Consider the following 16,697-nt stretch of genomic DNA (forward strand, 5'->3'; position numbering starts at 1 on the left):
ACTCGGTCTTCACGAGGACTCGAGGAGGAGCTCCGCGCATGGACGCTGACGAGATCGCCGCCGGCCGGGCCCGCTGGCAGGCCCGCTACGACGCCGCCCGCAAGCGCGACGCGGACTTCACCACGCTGTCCGGGCTGCCCGTGGAGCCGGTCTACGGCCCGCCCGAGGGCACCGCCTACCCGGGCTTCGAGCGGATCGGCTGGCCGGGCGAGTTCCCGTACACCCGGGGTCTGCATCCGACCGGTTACCGCGGGCGGACCTGGACCATCCGGCAGTTCGCCGGGTTCGGCAACGCCCGGCAGACCAACGAGCGCTACAAGATGATCCTCGGCGCCGGTGGCGGCGGGCTCTCCGTGGCCTTCGACATGCCGACGCTGATGGGCCGCGACTCGGACGACCCGCAGTCGCTCGGCGAGGTCGGCCACTGCGGCGTCGCGGTCGACACGGCCGCCGACATGGAGGTGCTCTTCGACGGCATCGACCTGGCCGCCGTGACCACCTCGATGACCATCTCCGGCCCGGCCGTGCCGGTCTTCTGCATGTACCTCGTCGCCGCCGAGCGGCAGGGCGCCGACCTGTCCACGCTGGACGGGACGCTCCAGACGGACATCTTCAAGGAGTACATCGCGCAGAAGGAGTGGCTCTTCGACCCCGAGCCGCACCTGCGCCTGATCGGCGACCTGATGGAGTACTGCGCCCGGGAGATCCCGCGCTACAAGCCGCTGTCGGTGTCCGGCTACCACATCCGTGAGGCCGGCTCGACCGCCGCGCAGGAGCTGGCGTACACCCTGGCCGACGGCTTCGGCTACGTCGAACTGGGCCTCTCGCGCGGGCTGGACGTCAACGTGTTCGCCCCGGGTCTGAGCTTCTTCTTCGACTCCCACGTGGACTTCTTCGAGGAGATCGCCAAGTTCCGGGCCGCCCGCCGGATCTGGGCCCGGTGGCTGCGCGACGTCTACGGCGCGACCAGCGAGAAGGCGCTCTGGCTGCGGTTCCACACGCAGACCGCCGGGGTGTCGCTGACCGCCCAGCAGCCGGTCAACAACGTGGTCCGGACCGCCGTGGAGGCGCTCGCCGCGGTGCTCGGCGGCACCAACTCGCTGCACACCAACGCGCTGGACGAGACGCTCGCCCTGCCCACCGACGAGTCGGCCGAGATCGCCCTGCGGACCCAGCAGGTGCTGATGGAGGAGACCGGGGTGGTCAACGTGGCCGACCCGCTCGGCGGCTCCTGGTACGTCGAGGCGCTCACCGACCGGATCGAGGCCGAGGCGGAGGAGATCTTCGCCCGGATCCGTCAGCTCGGCGGCGAGGGCCCGCACACCATCGGCCCGATGACCTCCGGCATCCTGCGGGGCATCGAGGACGGCTGGTTCACCGGGCACATCGCCGAGTCGGCGTTCGTCTACCAGCAGGCGCTGGAGAAGGGTGACAAGAAGATCGTCGGCGTCAACTGCCACACCGGCACGGTCGCCAAGGACCTGGAGATCCTGCGTATCTCGCACGAGGTGGAGCTGGAGCAGCGCCGGGTGCTCGCCGAGCGCAAGTCGGCCCGCGACGAGGCGGCGGTCACCGCCGCCGTCCGCCGGATGGTCGAGGTCTCCCGGACCGGGGAGAACATGATCCCGGCGATGCTGGACGCGGTCCGCGCCGAGGCCACCCTGGGCGAGATCTGCGACGCGCTGCGCGCCGAGTGGGGCGTCTACCGCGAGCCCGCCCGCTTCTAGTGCAAGGAGGGGCCCCTTCTTAACAGACGTCTGTTAAGAAGGGGCCCCTCCTTGCACCTCTGAGCAGGGGTGAGAGTCGCAACGTCGCCGTTGCGGGTGAGCGGCGTTCCGTGTGACACGTGCGAGACTAGACAACCATGAGCGACCCACGGATCACCTCGTCGATCTTCACCCGCGGCGCGGTCGACCTCAGCGCGCTGCGCACCCCCGCACCGGCCGACACCCCCTCCGCCACACCGTCACCGGGCGGTCCGCCCGCCGGGCTGCCGGGCAGCCCCGCCGGCACGGCCGCCGTGATCGACGTGACCGAGGCGAACATCCAGTCCGAGGTGCTCGAACGCTCGCTCTCCACACCGGTCGTGGTCTTCTTCGGCGCCGCCGGCTACCCGGAGAGCGACCAGTTCGCCCCGGTGCTGGAGCGGCTGGCCGCCGAGGGCGGGGGAGCGTGGCTCCTGGCCCGGGTCGACGTGCAGCAGCAGCCGCGGCTCGCGCAGATGTTCCAGCTCCAGACGTTGCCGACCACGTACGCCATCGTCGGCGGTCGCCCGGTCGACGCCTTCCCCGGCGTGGTGCCCGAGTCCCAGCTGCGGCAGTGGCTCCAGGCCGTGCTCAAGGCCGCCGGGGTCACCGTGGCCGAGCCCGAGGACCCGCGGCTCGACGCGGCCGACGACGCGCTCATGAGCGGTGACCTCGACGCCGCCGAGGCGGCGTACCGGAAGATCCTGGCCGAGTCCCCGGCGGACGCGGCGGCGGAGGCGGGCCTGGCGCAGGTCGGTCTGGCCCGCCGGGTGGCCGGCGCGGACCCGCAGGGCGCGCTCGACGGGGCCGCCGCCGCCCCCGACGACGTGGCGGCGCAGCTGCTGGCCGCGGACATCGAGGTGCTCAGCGGCCTGGCCGACCAGGCCTACCAGCGGCTGGTCGGCCTGGTCCGCCGGACCGCCGGCGACGAGCGGGACACGGTACGCCAGCACCTGCTCAGCCTGTTCACGATCGCCGGCCCGGACGATCCCGCCGTGGCCTCCGCCCGACGCGCCCTGGCCAGCGCGCTGTTCTGAGTTCGTCGCACACGTGCGGGCCGGCGCACCGCCGGCCCGCCCGACCACCGAGGACGGGAGCCCATGATGCGCCGGATCGCCGTCCTCGACGCGCCGACCAACCTCGGCCTGCGGCCGCCCACGCCCAGCTCCGTCCCGGGCTGCGGCAAGGCCCCCGGGGCGTTGCGCGACCACGGTCTGCTCGCCCGGTTGCGGGCCCGCGACGCCGGCTGCCTGACCCCGCCCCGCTACGACCCCGGCGACTGGCGGCCCGGCGACGGCGTCTGCCACGCGCCGGAGATCTCCGGATACTCCGTGGCGCTGGCCGACCGGATCGGCGCGATCATCGACCGCGGCGAGTTCCCGCTGGTGCTCGGCGGGGACTGCTCGGTGCTGCTCGGCTCGGCGCTGGCCATGCACCGGCTCGGTGAGGCGGTCGGCGGACGGATCGGGCTGGTCTTCGTCGACGGCCACTCCGACTTCCGGCACCCCGGCAACGCCTCGTACGTGGGCGCCGCCGCCGGGGAGGACCTGGCGCTGGTCACCGGGCGGGGGCAGCCCGACCTGGCGGCCATCGAGGGGCGACGCCCCTACTTCCGCGACATCGACGTGGTGGTGCTCGGCATCCGCGCGCAGGACGAGTACCGCCTCGACCTCCAGGCCGCCGGCATCACCACCCGTCCGGTGCCGGCGCTGCGCGCCGAGGGCGCGGCCCGGACCGCCCAGTGGGCGCACGAGCAGCTCGTCGACTGCGCCGGCTACTGGGTGCACATCGACGTGGACGTGCTCGACCCGGCCGTGATGCCGGCCGTGGACGCGCCCGACCCCGGCGGCATCGCCTTCGCCGAGCTGGAGATCCTGCTCGCCGGGCTGGTCGACACCCCGCACTGCCTCGGCGTCGAGCTGACCGTCTTCGACCCCGACTACGACCAGGACGGCGCGTACGCGGCGGAGATCGTGAACACGGTGGTGGCCGGGCTCGCCCCGGTGGTGGCCCCGGGCGCGGTACCGCCCCGGCTGCTGCCGGCCACCCCGCCGGCGCCGGCGCCCCGGGCGGGCAACGGCCGGCCGGAACGGGACCGGCTGTCCGCCCCCGTTGCCGTACCGGCCCCCGCCGTGGCCGTGGAGCCGATCGGCCCGGTTCCCACCGCCGACGGCGACGGGCCGGACGACGTCGACGACCGTCCGCCGGGCGAGCCCGTCGGTGACGACCCGTTGGGGCCGGGCCGCCTCCGGCGTCCGCCCGTCGAGGACGACGAACCGGCCGTGGACCGGCCGGGCATCGACGTCACCTGAGGACGCCGGCGCGCTGCTCAGCGGGCGAGGCCGCGCAGGAAGCGCTCGGCGATCGGCACCGCGCTCGTCGTGCTCGACCCGCCCTGCTCGACGAAGACGGCGAACGCCACGTCGCCCTGCCAGCCGACGAACCACGCGTGGGTGTGCGCCGGGTTGTTGTCGTACTCGGCGGTGCCGGTCTTGCCGTGCACCGGCTCGCCGGGCACCTTCGCCAGCGCCGTGCCGGTGCCGGACGTGACCACGCCGCGCATCATCGTCTTCAGCGCCGCGACGGACTCCGGCTTGAGCGCCGGTCCGGCCGGTGCGGGCTTCGCCGGCGCCGGGTCCAGCAGCAGCTTCGGCTGCTCCCAGCGGCCCCGCGCCACCGCCGCGGTGGCGCCGGCCATCGCCAGCGGACTCACCACGGTGGTGCCCTGGCCGATCGCGGCGGCGGCCTGCTCGGTGGGCCCACCGTTCGCGGAGACCTTGCCGGTGAACACGTCCGCGCCGAGGTCCCAGCCGGCCTCCAGGCCGAGCGTACGGCCCGCCTGCGCGAGTCCGTCCGGGCCGAGCTTCGGCGCGAGCGCGGTGAAGGCGGTGTTGCAGGACTTGGCGAAGTCGGTGGCGAAGGGCACCGGGCCCAGCTCGAAGTTGTCGGAGTTCTTGAAGATCCGGCCGTCGACCTCGGAGGTCTTCGGGCAGTCCACCGTCGTCTGCGGGGTCACCGCGCCCCGGTCGAGCAGGCCGAGCGCGCTGACCATCTTGAACGTCGAGCCGGGCGGCACCTGGGCGGTGAAGGCGAGGTTCTCGCCGGCCGCGCCGGGCCCGTTCGCGGCGGCCAGCACGGCGCCGTCGCTGATCCGCACGGCGACCAGCGCCGAGCGCCGGGTCTGGCCGCGCAACGCGGCGTCGGCGGCGTTCTGGGTGGCCACGTCGAGCGTGGTCCTCACCGGCTGCCCGGCCTTCGGGTCGCTGCGGAACAGTTCGGCGCCGGTCGGTTCGGTGGCACCCTCCGGGGTGAGCCGCTCGGTGATCACGGTGATTCCGGGGACGCCGCGCAGGCGCTCGTCGTACCGGCCCTGCAGGCCGCCGTGGCCGACCAGGTCGCCGCGGGCGTACCGGTCGGGGTGGGCCTGGAGGTCGTCGGCCTGGGCCGGGTCGACCGAGCCGAGCAGCGCCCGGGCGAACTCGCGGGTCGGGGCGAGCATCAACTTGTCGGTGGGGAACCGGGTGCCGGGCAGCTCGTAGATCCGGGGCTTGATCTGCCGGTAGGCCTCCTCGCGGAGGGTCACCACCTCGACCTGCGCGTCCCGGTCCGCCTCCTTGAGGCGTCTGGGCAGGTCGCTCAGGTCGACCGGCGGGGTGAGCGCGGGCCGCACCGCCTTGAACGCGGCGTCCAGCCGGCGCACCAGGCCCGGCACGTCGGTGACCTCGCCGGGGGCGATCTGCACCCGGACCACCGGGCGCGGTGTGACGATCGGCTGGCCGGCGGCGTCCAGCACGCCGGCCCGTTGCGCCGCCTCCCGGCGCAGGGCGAGGCGGTCGCCCTCCTCCAGCTTCTCGTGCACCACGGCCGGCTCCCAGATCACCTGCCACCGGTCGTCGCCGCCGCGCTTGAGGCGCAGCGGGTTGTCGTAGGACCAGCGGACGCCACCGGGCAGCGGCCAGGTCAGCCGGACCCGGGCGGTCGCGATGTCGCCCTTGGTGGTGATCTCGCCGGTGCGCTCCAGGGCCGGTGGGTCGGCGGCCAGCTCGCCGGAGAGCGTCTTGAGTCGTTTCGTCACCTCGGCGGCCGGCACCCGCGCGCCGGTCGGCTCGACGAAGCCGACCGGTTGCAGGTCGCCGGAGCGCCAGCCGGTCAGGAACGCGTCGACGGCCTGCTCCGGCCCGTCCTCGCCGGAGCAGGCGGTCACCGCCCCGGCCGCCATCAGGACGGCGGCCGCCGTCGCGACCAGGCGGTGACGGGTGTGACGGCGGGGGCGGACGGGGTACGACACGGGCATGAAGCGGTCCCTCCGGTGCTCAACTGCCCTGCACGCTAGTACGACCCGCGGCTCCCCACCGTCCCGCCGCCTCGTCCGCCGGGGTGACACGCGGCGCTTGGCAGTGTGATGAACATCGCCAGTCGGGGTACTCCGCGACCGGCCGACCACGAACCCGCAACGGGTGAAAGGACAGAGTCCCGATCCGGACGTCCGGCCGGTGGTCCGCCGACGAAGGCACACAGCGGCAGGGCCTAGGCTGGGCGGCAGAGTGACCCACAACGCGGTGGGTCGAGGGGAGTGGCACCGATGGACCGGCGTCCGGCGATCAAACCGGGACCCGACCTCCGGCAGGCTGACACCAGCCGGGACGATGACAGCTTCGATTCGGCGACCGACGGGGACGGTTACGGCCGTCTCGACACAGGAGTGACCGGGATGACCGGTTCCAGCATCGACACCCTCTACGACCTGGGTCTGCCCGCGCAGGCGCTGGCCGACGAGTCCGAGGACGCCGAGCTGGACGAGCCCGTACCCAACGCGGAGCGCCTGGTCGCCCAGGCGGTGGCGCTGGCCGGCGACGACCACGACGCGGCCACCCTGGTGGACCGGTTCTGGCGGTTCGCGCCGGACGAGGAGTTGATCGGCTTCACCGCCGAGGAGATGTTGGAGGCGGCCCGGGCCCACCGGGACCTGGCCCAGCAGCGGGTGCCGGGCGAGCTGAAGCTGCGCATCCACGAGCCGGACGCCGAGCAGCACCACACGGTCGTCGAGATCGTCACCGACGACATGCCGTTCCTGGTCGACTCGGTCACCGCGCTGCTGAACTCCCGTCACCTCGACGTGCACCTGCTGGTGCACCCGCTGGTCGTGGTCCGGCGCGAGCCGCTGGGTCGGCTCACCGAGGTCTCCGCCGACGTGGAGCCGGACGACGCGATCGCCGGTGACCTGGTCGAGAGCTGGATGCGGATCGAGATCGACCCGGTGCGCGACCCGGCCGAGCGGGAGGCGCTGCGCCGCGAGTTGCAGCGGGTGCTGACCGACGTGCGGGAGGCCGTCGAGGACTGGCCCAAGATGCGGCAGCGGGCGCTGGCGCTCGCCGACGAGCTGGCCGCCGCCCGGACGTCGGACAACCGGCCGCCGGTGCCGGAGAAGGACATCACCGACTCGGTGGAGCTGCTGCGGTGGCTCGCCCACGACCACTTCACGTTCCTCGGCTACCGGGAGTACCGGTTGGTCGACACCGACGGGACGGGCGGCGGCGGGCAGGCCCTCGAAGCCGTCCTCGGCACCGGGCTGGGCATCCTGCGCTCGGACTCGCCGGAGGCCCGGTCGCTCAACTCGATGACGCCCGAGGCGCACGAGAAGGTGCTGGAGAAGCGCCTGCTCATCATCACCAAGGCCAACTCGCGGGCCACCGTGCACCGGTCGGCCTACCTGGACTACATCGGCTTCAAGATCTTCAACGAGGCCGGCGAGGTGGTCGGGGAGCGTCGGTTCCTCGGCCTGTTCTCCACCGCCGCGTACCGGACCAGCGTGCAGGAACTGCCGGTGGTGCGCCGCAAGGTCGCCGAGGTGCTGGACCGCTCGGGCCTGAGCCTGCGCAGCCACTCCGGCAAGGACCTGCTCCAGATCCTGGAGACCTACCCGCGCGACGAGCTGTTCCAGATCAAGACCGACGACCTCTACCACGCGGTGATCGGCGTGCTGCGGATGGCCGGCCGCCGGCAGCTGCGGGTCTTCCTGCGCCGCGACGCGTACGGGCGGTTCATCTCCTGCCTGATCTACCTGCCGCGGGACCGGTTCACCACGCAGAACCGGTTGCGCATGCAGGACATCCTGCTGCGCGAGCTGAACGGCGTCGGCGTCGACTACACCACCCGGGTGACCGAGTCGATGCTGGCCCGGGTGCACTTCATCGTCCGCACCGACCCGAACAACCCGCCCGGCGAGATCGACGCCGACCTGCTGGCCGAGGAGCTGGCGGACGCCACCCGGCTCTGGGACGACGACTACCGGCTGGTGCTGGAGCGCAAGCTCGGCGACGAGCAGGCCAAGCACCTGTTCAGCCGGTACGCCGACGCGTTCCCGGAGGGCTACAAGGACGGGCACACGCCGTACGAGGCGATGAAGGACCTGGCCAAGCTGGAGCTGCTGGAGGAGCCCGGCCAGCTGGAGATGCACCTGTTCCGCAAGCAGCTGGCGCCCCGCCCGTACGCCGCCGGTCGCGCCGCCGAGGCCGACGAGGCCATGGACGTGCGGTTCAAGGTCTACCGGTACGGCGAGCCGATGATGCTCTCCGCCGTGCTGCCGGTGCTGCACTCGCTCGGCGTGAAGGTGGTCGACGAGCACCCGTACGAGGTGGAGCGCGTCGACGGCCGGATCTGGCTCTACGACTTCGGTCTGGAGCTGCCCGAGCGGCACCAGGACCTGGCCGAGGTGCGGCCGCACGTGGAGAACGCATTCGCCGCCGCGTGGCGGGGCGAGGCCGAGGTGGACGGCTTCAACGAGCTGGTGCTGCGGGCCGGGCTCACCTGGCGGCAGGTGGTCGTGCTGCGGGCGTACGCGAAGTACCTGCGGCAGGCCGGCACCGTGTTCTCCCAGGAGTACATGGAGCAGACGTTCATCGCGTACCCGCGGATCGCCGGGCTGCTGGTGGAGCTGTTCGAGACCCGGTTCGCGCCCGGCGCGACCACGCTGGACGAGCGCCGGCAGCGCAACGGCGAGCTGGTCGAGGCGATCGGCGAGGCGCTGGACGAGGTGGCCAGCCTGGACCAGGACCGGATCCTGCGCGCCTACCTGACGCTGATGCAGGCCACGCTGCGCACCAGCTTCTACCAGAAGCCGGTGGGCGGGCGGCCGAAGGCGTACGTGGCGTTCAAGCTGGACCCGCAGGCGATCCCGGACCTGCCGGCGCCGCGACCCAAGTTCGAGATCTTCGTCTACTCGCCCCGGTTCGAGGGCGTGCACCTGCGGTTCGGGCCGGTGGCCCGGGGCGGCCTGCGCTGGTCCGACCGGCGCGAGGACTTCCGCACCGAGGTGCTCGGCCTGGTCAAGGCGCAGATGGTGAAGAACGCGGTGATCGTGCCGGTGGGCGCCAAGGGCGGCTTCGTGCTCAAGCAGAGGCCGGGCGACCGGGACGAGGCGGTGGTCTGCTACAAGGAGTTCATCTCCGCGCTGCTCGACGTCACGGACAACATCGTCAGCGGCGAGATCGTGCCGCCGGTCGACGTGGTCCGGCACGACGGCGACGACCCCTACCTCGTGGTGGCGGCGGACAAGGGCACGGCCACGTTCTCCGACATCGCCAACGAGATCTCCACCGCGCACAACTTCTGGCTGGGCGACGCGTTCGCCTCCGGCGGCTCCGCCGGCTACGACCACAAGAAGATGGGCATCACCGCCCGGGGCGCCTGGGAGTCGGTGAAGCGGCACTTCCGCGAGCTGGGCCACGACACCCAGACCCAGGACTTCACCGTGGTCGGCGTCGGCGACATGTCCGGCGACGTGTTCGGCAACGGCATGCTGCTGTCGAAGCACATCCGGCTGCTCGCCGCCTTCGACCACCGGCACATCTTCCTGGACCCGGACCCGGACGCGGCCCGCTCCTGGGACGAGCGCAAGCGGTTGTTCGACCTGCCCCGGTCGTCGTGGGAGGACTACGACGCCGAGCTGATCTCGGCCGGCGGCGGCATCTACCCGCGTACCGCGAAGTCGGTGCCGATCACGCCGCAGGTGCGCGCGGTGCTCGGCCTCGACGACGACGTCACGCAGCTCAGCCCGCAGGAGCTGATGAAGGCGATCGTCACCGCGCCGGTGGACCTGTTCTGGAACGGCGGCATCGGCACCTACGTGAAGGCGTCGACGCAGACCAACGCCGAGGCCGGGGACAAGTCCAACGACGCCATCCGGGTGGACGGCCGCGCCCTGCGCTGCCGGGTTGTCGGCGAGGGCGGCAACCTGGGCTTCACCCAGCAGGGCCGGATCGAGTACGCCTCCGGCGGTGGCCGCATCTACACCGACTTCATCGACAACGCGGCCGGGGTCGACTGCTCCGACCACGAGGTGAACATCAAGATCCTGCTCAACACCGCGGTCGCCGACGGTGAGCTGGACCGGCCGGAGCGCGACGAGCTGCTGGCCCAGATGACCGACGAGGTCGCCGAGCTGGTGCTGCGGGACAACTACGACCAGGCCCGGGCCGTCAACAACGCCCAGGCGCAGGCCGCCTCGCTGCTCCCGGTGCACCGACGCATGATCAACGAGCTGGAGCGCTCCGGCGCGCTGGACCGGGCGTTGGAGGCGCTGCCGCCGGACGAGGAGCTGGCGGTCCGCGCCGAGAACGGGCTGACCGCGCCGGAGTTCGCGGTGCTGCTCGCGTACGTGAAGATCGTGCTGGAGCGCGAGATCGTCGGCGAGGGACTGGCGGACGAGGAGTGGACGACCGACGTCCTGGTCAACTACTTCCCGACCCCGCTGCGGCAGCGCTTCGCCGACCGGATGGGCCGGCACCGGCTGCGTCGGGACATCGTCACCACGGTCCTGGTCAACGAGGCGATCAACCGGGGCGGCATCTCGTTCGTCTTCCGGGTGGTCGAGGAGACGGCGGCCTCCGCGGCCGACGTGCTGCGGGCGTACGTGGTGGTCCGCGAGGTGTTCGGGCTGGGCGAGCTGTGGAACGCGGTCGAGGCGTTGGACAACAAGGTCTCGCCCGAGTTGCAGACCGCCGTCTACCTGGACACCCGGCGGCTGCTCGACCGCGCGGTGCGCTGGCTGGTGACCAACCGGCGCTCGCCGATCGACGTGCCGGCGGAGATCGCCCGGTTGCGCGACGGGGTGACCCGGCTCCTGCCGGACCTGGAGCACCTGTTCTGGGGCACCGAGCGGGAGGCGATCGCGGCGCACATCGAGTCGCTGGTCGGCAAGGGGCTGCCGCGTGACCTGGCCGAGCAGGCGACCCGCCTGATGTACAGCTTCGGCCTGCTCGACATCGTCGAGACCGCGCAGACGACCGGGCGGGACGTGAGCGAGGTGGCCTCGGTCTACTTCGTGCTCAGCGACCGGTTCCGGGTGGACGCCCTGCTGTCGAAGATCTCCCTGCTGCCCCGGGAGGACCGGTGGCAGACCCTGGCCCGGATGGCGCTGCGCTACGACCTGTACGCCGCGCTGGCCGCGCTCACCGCGGAGGTGCTCGGGTCCACCCCGGACAGCCTCCCGCCGGCGGAACGGGTGCAGGAGTGGGAGCAGGCGAACGCGACCTCGATCCACCGGGCCCACCGGGCGATGGGGGAGTTCGACGAGTCCCGCGCCGACCTGTCCGCGCTGTCCGTGCTGCTGCGTCAGATCCGTACCCTGGTCCGGACCTCGGCGGCGGCCTGACCGCTTCCGTCCGCGCGTGGCCCGGTGGTCGGGGAACCGACCGCCGGGCCACGGCCGTTCGCGCTACGCGGTCATCCGGGCGTAGACGACGATGTTGTTCAGGTAGCTGCCGGCGGTCCGGTCGAACACCCCGCCGCAGGTGACCACCCGCAGGCCGGGCACGTCGGACGGGCCGTAGACCTGCTCCGCCGGGAACGCGGTCTTCGGGTACGACCGGACCTCGTCCACGGTGAACGTGGCGGTCGAGCCGTCCTGCCGGACGACGGCGATGGCGTCGCCCGGCACCAGCGCGCCCAGGTTGAAGAAGACCGCCGGGCCGAGCTGGGCGGAGTCGACGTGCCCGACGACCACGGCGTTGCCGACCTCGCCGGGACTGGCGCCGGGTGAGTACCAGCCGGCCTTCATCGCCTGGTCCAACGGAGGCACCTGGACTGTGCCGTCCGGGTTGGTGCCGAGCGTCATGATCTCGGCCCGCACCCCGATCCGGGGGATCGAGATGGTGGTCGGCGCCGACCGGGGCAGCGCGACCGGCGCGGCGACCGGCGCGGCCGGTGAACCCGGAACGGCCGGTGTGCCGGAGACGGCCGGTGCCGGCGGGGTGGCGGCCGCCGGGGTGGGGGAGCCGACGGCGGCGTCGGGCGGCGTGACCGGCACGTCGGGGGAGGACGTCTCCTCCGCTGTCGGGTCGAGGTCGGCGTCGGGGACCGGGTCGGTGGCGACCGGCCCGGCCTGCGCGATCGGTTGCGGCGGGGTGGGAGGCGGGACGGTCCGCACGGACGCGCCGATCAGCCCGGCGCCCACCATGGCGAGCAGGACGACGACGGCCGCGCCGGCGGCACGCCACGGTCTCCCGTGACGGCCGCCGGCCCGGGTCGTCGTCCGATCAGACGAGGCCACCGGCCCGCCGCCGGCGCAGCAGCACCAGGCCGCCCAGCGCCGCGGCGCCGATCATGCCCGCGCCACCGGTGGCGAGACCGCGGTCCACGCCGGTGGTGGCCATCCCGCCGTCACCGCCGTCGACGCCACCGCGGGGCAGGACCACCAGCTCACCCTCGCCGCAGGAGCCCCTGAGCTCGTAGCGGCCCGGGCGGGCGTGCTCGGAGACGGTGGCCTCGCCGTAGTAGACGAAGTCCTTCCCGTGCTCCCAGCCGGCCTCGTCGCCCCCGCGGCCGTACTCGTCCCCGCCACGGCCGTACTCGTCCCCGCCGCGGCCGTACTCGCCGCCGGACTGCCAGTCCTTGCCGTGCTCGTCCTTGGCGTAGTCGTCCTTGCCGTGGTCGTCCTTGCCGTCCTGCCAGGCGCCGTGCTCGTCCTTGGCGTCCCGGCCGTGGCCGTCCTTGCCGTCCTTGCCGTGCTCGTCCATCGCCCAGTCGGCGGCGTCCCGGCCCGGCTGTTCCTTCTCCCAGCCCGGTTCGGCGTCCTGGCCGTACTCCTCGTGGCCCTGCCAGTCGGCCTGGTCGCCGTGGTCGGCGGCCACTCCGCCGCCCATGCCACCGGGCTGGCCGCCCGGCTGCGGCACGTCGGCCGGCGGCTGCGGCATGCCGTTGCCACCCGGGCCGTGCTCGTCCTTGCCCTGGTCGCCCTTGCCCTGCTCGCCCTTGCCGTGGTCGTCCTTGCCCCGCTCGTCCTTGCCGTGGTCGTCCTTGCCCTCGGGGCCCTTGCCGTGGTCCTCGCGACCGTGCCCGTCCTTGCCGTCGGGGCCCTGGTCGGCGTCCCAGCCCCCGTCGGACCAGTCGCCGCCCTTGTCGGACCAGTCACCACCCTTGTCCGACCAGTCGCCGTGCTCGCCGTCACGGGCCGGGTGGAGGTCGACCTTGCCGGTCACCTTCGACCAGACGGAGGCGTGCTCCTGGGGCTCGGAGCAGATCTCGAGCAGTTCGACGGTGTCACCCGCCTTGACCACGTGCGGCTTGGCGATGACCTTCCCCTCGTCGTGTCCGCCCGCGTAGGCCATCCCCGGGGTGAACACGAGAAGGCCCGCGCCGCCCAGAGCGGCACCCGCGACGACCTTCCCGAGCATCTTCTTAGCCATGACCAGCGTCACTCCATCCCTGTTCGTCCTGAGCCCGACGTCAGTCGAGCTACCGCCGACGTTAGACCTTTTCGCGACTTATTCGGGGAAAGATTCGTTTTTAGGAGTTTGCCGATGATGTGCCGATCCTGGTGCTAAGCCGCCTGAGGTCCGATGTGCGTGCGTCCGGGCTCGCCCCGCCCTGCTGCCCCGTTCGCTCTGCTTCTCCGACCACCAAGATCCCGCCGCGCGAGCCCGCGTAGGGGCGGGATGTCAGGAGGTAGGGTCGGGGAGGCGTATCGAGGCATTGCCATGGAAGCGCTCCCATGCAAGAATCGCTGCACGCGGTTCGGGGAGCCACACCGCGAGCTGAGGCGTCGAGGGCAACCGGTCTCACCGGGCGACGTCGGGCTCCCATCGGCCGGTCCTGCGGACCGGTCGGCACCACCACCACCTCACGCCCGTCCGGGTCGGGCGTCCCCCGAAGAAACCCGTGGCGCGCACGGCCGTTCCCGCAGGACGACCGCCGCCGCCATTCCGCCGGGCCGTACGCGGATCCGGTCTCGCCCAAGGAGATCAGTGGCATGAATCTGTGGAGAAGGCTGTCCGGCCGGAGCCGGACGCTCGCGCTCACCGGCGCCGGCGTCCTCGTGGCCGGCGGGCTGGTGACCCTCCCGGTCACCGCGGCTCAGGCCGCGACCCAGTGCAGCGTGGACTACACCACCAACGACTGGAGCGGTGGCTTCACCGCCAACGTGGTCATCAAGAACCTCGGTGACCCGCTGAGCTCGTGGACCCTCGGCTTCACCTTCCCGAACAGCTCGCAGCGCGTGCAGCAGGGCTGGTCGGCGAAGTGGTCGCAGACCGGTCAGAACGTGACCGCGCAGAACGAGTCCTACAACGGCTCGCTGGCCACCGGCGCCAGCACCAACATCGGGTTCAACGGCGCGTGGAGCGGCAGCAACCCGAAGCCGACCCAGTTCACCCTGAACGGCACGGTCTGCAACGGCGGCACGCCGCCCACCACGACCCCGCCGACCACCACCCCGCCGACGACGACGCCGCCCACCACGACGCCGCCGACCACCACCCCGCCCACCACGACCCCGCCGACCACGACCCCGCCGGGGCAGAAGGTCGACAACCCGTACGCCGGGGTGAAGGGGTACGTGAACCCGGAGTGGAAGGCCAAGGCCGAGTCGGTCGCCGGTGGCAACCGGGTGTCGAACAACCCGACCGCGGTCTGGCTCGACCGGATCGCCGCCATCAACGGCACCACCGGCAGCAGCTCCAACGGCGCGATGGGGGTCCGTGACCACCTGGACGCCGCGCTCGCCCAGGGCGCCGGCTACATCCAGTTCGTCATCTACAACCTGCCCGGCCGGGACTGCTCCGCGCTGGCCTCCAACGGCGAGCTGGGCCCGGACGAGCTGCCGCGCTACAAGTCCGAGTACATCGACCCGATCGCCGCGATCCAGGGCGACGCGAAGTACAAGAACCTGCGCATCGTCAACATCATCGAGATCGACTCGCTGCCCAACCTGGTGACCAACACCTCGGGCAACCCGGGCGGCACCGCGATGTGCGACACGGTCAAGGCCAACGGCGCCTACGTCAACGGCGTCGGCTACGCGCTGGCGAAGCTCGGCGCGATCGGCAACGTCTACAACTACATCGACGCCGCGCACCACGGCTGGATCGGCTGGGACAGCAACTTCGGCCCGGTCGCCGACCAGCTCAAGGCCGCCGCCGTCGCGTCCGGCAGCACGGTGCGCAACGTGCACGGCTTCATCGTCAACACCGCCAACTACTCGGCGCTCAAGGAGCCGTACGTCAAGGTCACCGACTCGGTGAACGGCCAGACCGTGCGGCAGTCCAAGTGGATCGACTGGAACCAGTACGTCGACGAGCTGTCGTTCGCCCAGGCGTTCCGGCAGAAGCTGGTCTCGGTCGGCTTCGACAGCACCATCGGCATGCTGATCGACACCTCCCGCAACGGCTGGGGCGGCTCCGCCCGGCCCACCGGTGCCGGCCCGCTGACCAGCGTGGACGCGTACGTCGACGGGGGTCGGGTCGACCGCCGCTACCACACCGGCAACTGGTGCAACCAGGCCGGCGCGGGCCTCGGCGAGCGGCCGAAGGCCAACCCGGAGCCGGGCATCGACGCCTACGTGTGGGTGAAGCCCCCGGGTGAGTCGGACGGCTCCAGCAAGGAGATCCCGAACAACGAGGGCAAGGGCTTCGACCGGATGTGCGACCCGACGTACACCGGTAACGCCCGCAACGGGAACAACCTCTCCGGCGCCCTGCCGGACGCGCCGATCTCCGGCGCGTGGTTCCCGGCCCAGTTCGCGCAGCTGATGCAGAACGCCTACCCGGCGCTCTGAGTCACCGCCGGACCACCCGCGGCGGCGGGAGTGAGGCACCGCCGCGCGGGTTCCCCGGGCCCCTGGTCGACGCCCACGTCGGCCAGGGGCCCCCGGCCGTCCGGGGTCAGGGGACCGTACGCTCGATCGCCGCCCGGCCCAGCTCGGCCAGGTCGTGGCGGGCCCGTTCCAGGTTCTCCGGGGTCATGTCCTGACCCCGGGCCCGCACCAGGTCCTCCGGTTCCCACGGCTGCTCCGCGCCGGTGCGGATGTTGTCCCCGCCGGCGCCCGTGCCGGTGCCGGTCGCACCGGTGCCGGCCGCGTAGGGGTCGCCGATGATGTCCGGCGCGCCGGTGTCGGCCACCGCGCCGTCCGGCTCGGTGAAGGTCGGGTTGTCCGGGTCGGTGCCGCCGGTACGCAGCTGCGGCACCGTGCTGTCGTCGTCCACCGCCGCCGCCACCTCGGGGGTCTCCTCCAGCGGCCGCTCGCCACCGCGGTCACGATCGGTCATGCTGCTGCCCTCCTGTCCCACTGCGTGATCCCCGGCGTACCCCGTGCGGGCCCGGCCATGCCGACCGGGCGCGACAGCCCGCCGGATCAGGACTCGTCCGGCCCGGGCTCCGGCGCCTCGGTCGGGCTCAGTCGCTGCCACAGCAGCATGAGCAGCCCGAAGACCAGCATCACCGCGCCGGCCCACAGGTTGATCCGGACGCCCTGCGCCTTGTCGATCTCGGCCGAGGAGTCGAAGAGTCCCATCAGCCCGACGATCAGGCCGTACACGACGAACAGCCCGCCGATCACCCGGCGGATGTCGAACAGCCGGGCCGCCGCCGAACGCGCCTCCCGGGCATCCTCGGTCTCGTCCACCAGCGGGTCGTGGGCCTCGCCGCCCTGGTAGTGGCGGTCCTCGTTGTCTGCCATGG

At 72.6% G+C, this 16,697-nt stretch carries 10 protein-coding genes; 5 read left to right on the forward strand and 5 right to left on the reverse strand.

The features are described from left to right. Window positions 1-38 precede the first annotated feature (38 nt). From icmA to GA0070622_RS08385, 3 genes are all read left to right on the forward strand, one after another. Window positions 39-1,727, forward strand: coding sequence for a coenzyme B12-dependent isobutyryl-CoA mutase large subunit (gene icmA, locus GA0070622_RS08375; protein ID WP_091571372.1), 1,689 nt, complete (start codon window positions 39-41; stop codon window positions 1,725-1,727). Between the two features lie 137 nt (window positions 1,728-1,864). Then, window positions 1,865-2,782 carry a tetratricopeptide repeat protein gene (locus GA0070622_RS08380; protein ID WP_091571376.1) on the forward strand — a complete coding sequence of 306 codons (918 nt, stop codon included), beginning with the start codon at window positions 1,865-1,867 and terminating at the stop codon, window positions 2,780-2,782. Between the two features lie 63 nt (window positions 2,783-2,845). Beyond that, window positions 2,846-4,057, forward strand: coding sequence for an arginase family protein (locus GA0070622_RS08385; protein ID WP_091571379.1), 1,212 nt, complete (start codon window positions 2,846-2,848; stop codon window positions 4,055-4,057). Window positions 4,058-4,074: 17 nt separating this feature from the next. Here GA0070622_RS08385 and GA0070622_RS08390 read toward each other — a convergent pair whose 3' ends face one another. After that, a complete protein-coding gene (locus GA0070622_RS08390) occupies window positions 4,075-6,039 on the reverse strand; it encodes a penicillin-binding transpeptidase domain-containing protein (protein ID WP_091571382.1) in 1,965 nt (654 codons plus the stop codon). Window positions 6,040-6,327: 288 nt separating this feature from the next. Between GA0070622_RS08390 and GA0070622_RS08395 the strand changes: the two genes are divergently transcribed. Next, window positions 6,328-11,397 carry an NAD-glutamate dehydrogenase gene (locus GA0070622_RS08395; protein ID WP_091571385.1) on the forward strand — a complete coding sequence of 1,690 codons (5,070 nt, stop codon included), beginning with the start codon at window positions 6,328-6,330 and terminating at the stop codon, window positions 11,395-11,397. A 63-nt stretch (window positions 11,398-11,460) separates the two neighbouring features. Here the strand turns inward: GA0070622_RS08395 and GA0070622_RS08400 are convergent, their stop codons facing one another. Beyond that, window positions 11,461-12,294, reverse strand: coding sequence for a class F sortase (locus GA0070622_RS08400; RefSeq protein WP_176558940.1), 834 nt, complete (start codon window positions 12,292-12,294; stop codon window positions 11,461-11,463). Beyond that, window positions 12,281-13,429 (reverse strand): hypothetical protein, encoded by a 1,149-nt coding sequence (locus GA0070622_RS08405; protein WP_091577036.1) that lies wholly within the window; start codon window positions 13,427-13,429, stop codon window positions 12,281-12,283. The genes GA0070622_RS08400 and GA0070622_RS08405 overlap by 14 nt, the downstream gene beginning before the upstream one ends. Window positions 13,430-13,992: 563 nt before the next feature. Here GA0070622_RS08405 and GA0070622_RS08410 point away from each other — a divergent pair. Then, window positions 13,993-15,795 (forward strand): glycoside hydrolase family 6 protein, encoded by a 1,803-nt coding sequence (locus tag GA0070622_RS08410; protein ID WP_091571389.1) that lies wholly within the window; start codon window positions 13,993-13,995, stop codon window positions 15,793-15,795. A 106-nt stretch (window positions 15,796-15,901) separates the two neighbouring features. Here the strand turns inward: GA0070622_RS08410 and GA0070622_RS08415 are convergent, their stop codons facing one another. Continuing rightward, the gene (locus tag GA0070622_RS08415) at window positions 15,902-16,285 is read right to left on the reverse strand and encodes a hypothetical protein (RefSeq protein ID WP_091571392.1); all 384 of its coding nucleotides are present in this window, start codon (window positions 16,283-16,285) and stop codon (window positions 15,902-15,904) included. A gap of 86 nt (window positions 16,286-16,371) precedes the next feature. Beyond that, entirely contained in the window at window positions 16,372-16,695 is a 324-nt protein-coding gene (locus GA0070622_RS08420; protein ID WP_091571396.1) for a hypothetical protein, read from the reverse strand. Between the last annotated feature and the right edge of the window lie 2 nt (window positions 16,696-16,697).

It is taken from the genome of Micromonospora sediminicola (genome assembly GCF_900089585.1).
Classification (GTDB): domain Bacteria; phylum Actinomycetota; class Actinomycetes; order Mycobacteriales; family Micromonosporaceae; genus Micromonospora; species Micromonospora sediminicola.